This is a genomic window from Hymenobacter translucens (assembly GCF_020685205.1).
GTDB classification, from domain to species: Bacteria; Bacteroidota; Bacteroidia; order Cytophagales; family Hymenobacteraceae; genus Hymenobacter; species Hymenobacter translucens.
The window spans coordinates 1-5,415 of the sequence record NZ_JAJERB010000017.1; the positions used below are offsets into that span (position 1 = coordinate 1).

At 59.5% G+C, this 5,415-nt stretch carries 6 protein-coding genes; 2 read left to right on the forward strand and 4 right to left on the reverse strand.

What is annotated here, in order from left to right; genetic code table 11:
- Window positions 1-792: 792 nt before the first annotated feature.
- Both LJY25_RS21050 and LJY25_RS21055 read left to right on the forward strand, forming a co-directional pair.
- A complete protein-coding gene (locus LJY25_RS21050) occupies window positions 793-1,743 on the forward strand; it encodes a RepB family plasmid replication initiator protein (RefSeq protein ID WP_183405621.1) in 951 nt (316 codons plus the stop codon).
- Between the two features lie 13 nt (window positions 1,744-1,756).
- On the forward strand, window positions 1,757-2,035 hold the full coding sequence (locus LJY25_RS21055; protein WP_111480861.1) for a hypothetical protein: 279 nt from the start codon (window positions 1,757-1,759) through the stop codon (window positions 2,033-2,035).
- Between the two features lie 194 nt (window positions 2,036-2,229).
- On the opposite strand, the gene LJY25_RS21060 is transcribed toward LJY25_RS21055, so the two are convergent.
- From LJY25_RS21060 to LJY25_RS21075, 4 genes are all read right to left on the reverse strand, one after another.
- Window positions 2,230-3,258, reverse strand: coding sequence for a DUF1259 domain-containing protein (locus LJY25_RS21060; protein WP_111480862.1), 1,029 nt, complete (start codon window positions 3,256-3,258; stop codon window positions 2,230-2,232).
- A 134-nt stretch (window positions 3,259-3,392) separates the two neighbouring features.
- Window positions 3,393-3,908, reverse strand: coding sequence for a hypothetical protein (locus LJY25_RS21065; RefSeq protein ID WP_111480863.1), 516 nt, complete (start codon window positions 3,906-3,908; stop codon window positions 3,393-3,395).
- A 17-nt stretch (window positions 3,909-3,925) separates the two neighbouring features.
- Window positions 3,926-4,870 (reverse strand): relaxase/mobilization nuclease domain-containing protein, encoded by a 945-nt coding sequence (locus LJY25_RS21070; protein WP_111480864.1) that lies wholly within the window; start codon window positions 4,868-4,870, stop codon window positions 3,926-3,928.
- Window positions 4,867-5,259, reverse strand: coding sequence for a plasmid mobilization protein (locus LJY25_RS21075; RefSeq protein ID WP_183405622.1), 393 nt, complete (start codon window positions 5,257-5,259; stop codon window positions 4,867-4,869). The genes LJY25_RS21070 and LJY25_RS21075 overlap by 4 nt, the downstream gene beginning before the upstream one ends.
- Between the last annotated feature and the right edge of the window lie 156 nt (window positions 5,260-5,415).

The window sequence follows — 5,415 nt, forward strand, 5'->3', positions numbered from 1 at the left end:
AAACACATCTTGCGCGAAACCGTTGAACGATGTGGACTAGGCCCACAAGGTACGGCTCCCCGCACGTACGCGCAACCCCTGGCCCACTCTTTTCGCTGCGCCTCCCAGTTGGTTTTACCGTTGGTTTCCGTTCCAACTCTTGCACCCTTCCGGTTACCTCCTGCCTCCTACTTCTGGTGCTCCCCTGCCGGCAACGTGGCCACCTTGCTCTCGCCTCCAGCTGCCCCATCTGGCCACCTTCTCCCACCTGGTCATTGCCTCCTGTCCCGGTGCGCTTGCTTTCCCCTCTTGTACTCCTTTCCTGACCTGTGGCCTTAGCTGCTACCGTTTCTGTGGGCACAGTATTCCGGAGTTCAAAGCAGCACATAAGCTCAACAATAAGGTTTATAAACCGTTGATTACCAATAATATATACTTTATTGAATGCTCGCAAGTCACTGGCCTCTAGGACTTTTGCTGTTTTTGTTTTGCTCGCGCCGTTGTACTCTCGAACAAGCCCTAGAAGCTTTTTTGCCTCGCGCGAAACAACAATTGGTGTATTTGAGCTTATTTGTCTTATTTGAGGGGCTGCTTTCATGTTGATTTACAGCTATTTATGACACTTAAAAACGGGTTTTAGTGGGTGAGAAACGGGTTTTAGTGGGTGAGAAACGGGTTTTAGTGGGTGAGAAACGGGTTTTAGTGGGTTTGAAAACGGGTTTTAGTGGGTGAGAAACGGAATTTAAAAACGGAATCCGAATACGATACCCGTTTCTTTCTTATAATTGCCCAGTAATCAGCCATTAGGACACTATGAGCAAGGACCTAGAAGTTCGCCAACACAATGCTTTAACCAATGCTCGGTACGAGTATTCGGAGCTGCAGCTTGATTTGCTGTTCTTTCTTATCTCTAAGCTCCGAAAAGACCAGCAGGACAGGGTTTATGAATTGAACATCAAGGATTTATCCTCATTAACTGGCAAAAAATATAACGCTGCCTATCTCCATAAGGCGACTGCTGACATGGGTAGCCGTGTCTTTGAGGTGCAAACCGAAACCCGGTACCGGCAACTCTGGATGTTCCAGCGTGTGGACTACCTACTTGGGCAAGGAATCATTGAAATCAAGCTCACAGAGGACATTACCCCCTATCTATTTGACCTGAAAGAGAACTTCACTAGCTATGAATTGGCTTCGGCACTGCGCCTCACTAGCAAGTATGCTAAGCGGATTTATCAGTATTGCAGTCAGTGGAAAGACCAGGGCGAATCCAAAAAGTATGACATTCAGGAGTTCAAGATGATGCTGGGCTTGCTTGATGACAAAGGCAAGGATAAAGCTATCAGGATGAGTGATTTTCGGGAAAGTGTGCTGGATGTGGCCGTAAAGCAAATCAATGAGCATACTGAATTGCACATCAGCTATAAGCTTGAAAAACGGGTTAGAACCTACAAAAACATCGTCTTTACCATCAAGCGGCAAGCCTTAGCGGAAACCATTCCCTTCGACTTAGTAACCACTGTTCAGGACGTGCCTGGCGTTCAACAAAGCCACTTCGACAACGCCGCCCGCATCTTGGACGAGCTGCGCATCACCGACCCCAAACACCGGGCTACCATCCTGGCCAGTGCGGCCCACGTCGCGGAAGTGAACCGCTACAACCACGACCTGAAAACGGGCAAGGTCAAAGCCTCGCGCAATCCGGGCGGGCTGCTGCTCGTGCGCCTGGGCCTGGTCGCGGCCAAAGCCCCTAAGCCCGCCTGAGCCCCTCCCTCCGATGCGCCAAAAAATCTACCTCGAACTCGTCGTTTTGAAGCCCGGCAACGCGGTGCACCTCACCGAGGCCGAGCAACAAGCCATTCCGTGCCACTTCTTGATGGCTCAGGAAGCCGAAAAGCGGATGATGGTCATCGAGTACACCCCGGGCTCCGATCGTGCCACCAGAGAGCGGATTATTGCCGTGCACCTGCGGGCCTACGCCCGTCGTTACAAAATCATCAGCTACGAGGTATTTGACGACTTCGTCCCGGCCCTACCGGCTCCGCTGGTAGGCTAGTCAGATAGGATTTAGGGGGCAGTGGGGAGAGTGCAAAAAGCGGGTCCGTCATCCCGGTTTTATCCCTTAACATAATGTAGCTTATAGGAGCAATCTTGGAATCCGTGCGGTTTTGCTCCCCACCGCCCCCGGTGCCGGCGCGTGGTACTTTTCCGGTTTAGGCCCCTAAAAAACGGGGTCGATTTACCGGCGCGTCAGTGCTTCATCTTCATGCCCGCTTTGCCCTTGCCCAACTGGTCGAGGGCGGCACGGAAGCCGGTAGCCAGCTGCGCGGCGGGGCCGCGACCGTAGTAGTGCAGGAACATCATGCGCGGCTGGTCAAACAGCATGTGGTTGTGCACGGCCACGACCTCCAGATTGTGGGCGCGCAGGGCCTTTATAACCGGGTTTACTTCGTGCTCCAGCATAGCAATGTCGCCGGCCACATGCGCGTCAGCTTGCTTGCCGGCGAACGCGGCCCACGAGTTCAGGCCAATGGCGGCGGTCATTTCCGTGCCCATCATCACCGATTGCAGGTCCGCTCGGCCCACGGTATACTTGTAGGTGGGGCCGTTCACCGTGCCCTGGTACTGCACCACTTTGTCGAGCGCCGGAATATCAAACAGCTCCTTGCCGGTGGGCGGGCCGGGGGCCGACGTAGCGTTGTTGCCCGCCTGCGCGGCCGGGGTGCCGCCGCTGGGCTTCGGCTGGTTGGCCGGCAGCAACTTGGAGTCCTTGAGCGCGGCGGCAAACTTGCGGGCCAGCTCGGCCGGGGCACCCATGCCGTGAATGTGCATGTAGAAGATGCGCGGTTCCTCGTAAAAGAAGTGGTTGTGTACGGCCCCGATTTCCAGCCCCTGGGCCAGCGCGGCCGACATGAGCGGGTTGACTTCCTCCTGCAGCAGCACCGTGTCGCTCATGAGCATGGCCGATTTGCCGTCCAGCGTGTGCTTGATGGCCACCCACCCGCCAAAACCAAAGGCAATGGGCACCGGCTCCCCCTTGATGGTCACCTTCAAGTCGTTGCGCGGCAACGGGGTGCTGTGCGTGGCCTGCGCTTCAACGTAGGCCCCTTTCTTGCCCATCGCGGCCTCGATGGCGGCAATGTCGGCCGCGCTCAGCGGCGGGGTGTTGCCGGGGGCCGGGGCTTCGGCGAAGGAGGGCAAGGGGCCTAGCAGCAGCGGCGTGGTGGCCAGCGCCGTGGTTTTGAGCCAGTCACGGCGGGAAAAACGGGAATCGGACATAGAACAAGGAATGAATGAGACGGCTTAGGGTACGTAAGGTAAACGGTTGACTGTTCCTTCTCTGTGCTCAGGACGCGGCTTGTGGGCGCTTAACGTGCTGTATTCTCCGTTTCCTGAGAAGACCTCTAAAAGCCCTACTGTGGGAAATACTTTTTGACCACCTTCGGATTGTCCCGTTTCAGGTCCCAATAGCCCTTCGTCAGCCACTCCAGCGCCCGCTTTTTCTGGGCCTGCTCCTGCTGCAGCTGCGCTACCTGCGCCTCGGCTGCGGCCTTCTCTTTCCAGAGGTAGGTGCTCAGGCTGGTCAGCATCAGCAGCAGGGCCACCACCCCCACCCCCAGCCGCACATGGGTAAAGCCCCAGACTTCCCCCACCACGGGCACGCTACGCGGAATCCGGTCAATCACCTGCTGCAGCTGCGCCGTGCCCGTGGTGAGCGTCTTTTCCACCTTCGCCGGCGTGGCCAGGTGCGGCTGGATGGCCTCCGCTACGCCCTGGTAGTTGATGGTAAAGCGCACTTCCTGCTTCACCGTGGCCAGCACCTCGTCCAGCTCGGCCCGGCTCACCGGCCGGCCCTGCTCCAAGCTGCGCTTGTTCAGCGTCTCAATACCCCGCCGTAGCGCGTTAATATCTTCCAATAGCTCCTGCATCGGTCGTTGCTGAAAAGTTAATCTCCCATCCCTAGGCCTTGGGATGGCTGCTGGCTCAGCTGCTGCTGGGCCTGCCGCTGCTTGGCCTGGGCGTACTCGGCCGCCAGCTTGGCCAGCGCGTAATCCTGGCCCAGCTGCTGCCATTGCTGGGCCGGGTCGTGGCCTAGCTCGCGGGCCTTGGCAAAGCCTGCTTCCAGATTCCCCGCGCTGTACGCCCGGCCCACCTGGCTGCCCTTCACCCGGTGCCCGTCCTGGGCAAACACCACCCCGGCCGGGCTCCCGTCCTTGCGCCGCGTCAGCTCCAGCTCGATGCCTCGCGGGCGCAGCGCCTCGCGCAGCTCGTCGAAGCTGCGGGCCTGGCCCGCCGTGTAGCTCAGGGCGCGGCCAATCTCCTGGCGGGCGCGGCTCCAGTCGGCCGACTGCTGCTCCTTCGGGGTCGTGGCCTGCTGCTGCTTGGGGGTCGGCCCGATTTCGCGGGCCTGCCGGTGCCCTACCTGGTCGGCCACAATCAGTCCGTAGTCCTGCTCGATGCCCTTGCACACGTCCACGCTCCGGGAGCGGATAAACTGGTCACTCACTGTCTGCCCGTCCAGATCCACCCGGTTCACCACCAGGTGCATGTGCGGGTGGGTTTTGTCCTGGTGCCGCACCACGGCCCATTGCGTGTTCTCCGGGTCGATTCGCAGCCCTTTTAGGTAGTCCTGGGCAATACGGCCCATGACCTCATTGGTCAGCTTCTCCTTTTCCTCGACCGGAAAGGCCAGCGCCACGTGCAGCACCGCTTTTCCCAATCCGGGACGCATGGCCCGCACCGCGTCAAAGTCCGCCGCCATGTGCGCGGCGCTGTCCGTGCGCACCCCGTGCGCGGCCAGCACTTCGGCCCCTTTGCCGGGGGCCTTCTCCTGCAGCACGTAGGCACACATCGCCCCGAACGACTGGTTCACCTTCACTTTTCCAATCATGCCCCTTCGCCCGTGAGCCGCTTCAGCAGCTGGTGCATCTGCCCGAGTACCGTCGTGGCCCCGCTGCGCTGGTCCTGGCCCAGGTGGGCCAGCTTGGTGAGCTGGTTCAGGTTCGCCGCCATGCCGGCCAGCTGCGCCAGCTGCCGCGCTTCCTCCGGCGTCGGCGGGGCCTGCAGTTTCGTGGCCGTGTTCTGCTTGCGCCACACCGACCGCAGCACTTCCCCCTGGCTCAGCTGATACCGCTCGGCCTCACGGGTCAGGCGCTCGTGCTCCGCGTCCGTGAGCCGGACGCTCACGACGTGGCGCTGTTTTTCGGCCAACGGGCCGGCCTTCCGGCCTCCTTTTCGGGGGCGGTGGGGAGGTGAATCAGGAGCTGCTAGGTCTGCCATAGGGAGGTCCCCGAAGGGGCAAGTGTAGTGAGCCCAACGGGCGAACGGGTTTCCTGAATTGCGCGAAGCGCGATTCAGGAAACACATCTTGCGCGAAACCGTTGAACGATGTGGACTAGGCCCACAAGGTACGGCTCCCCGCACGTACGCGCAACC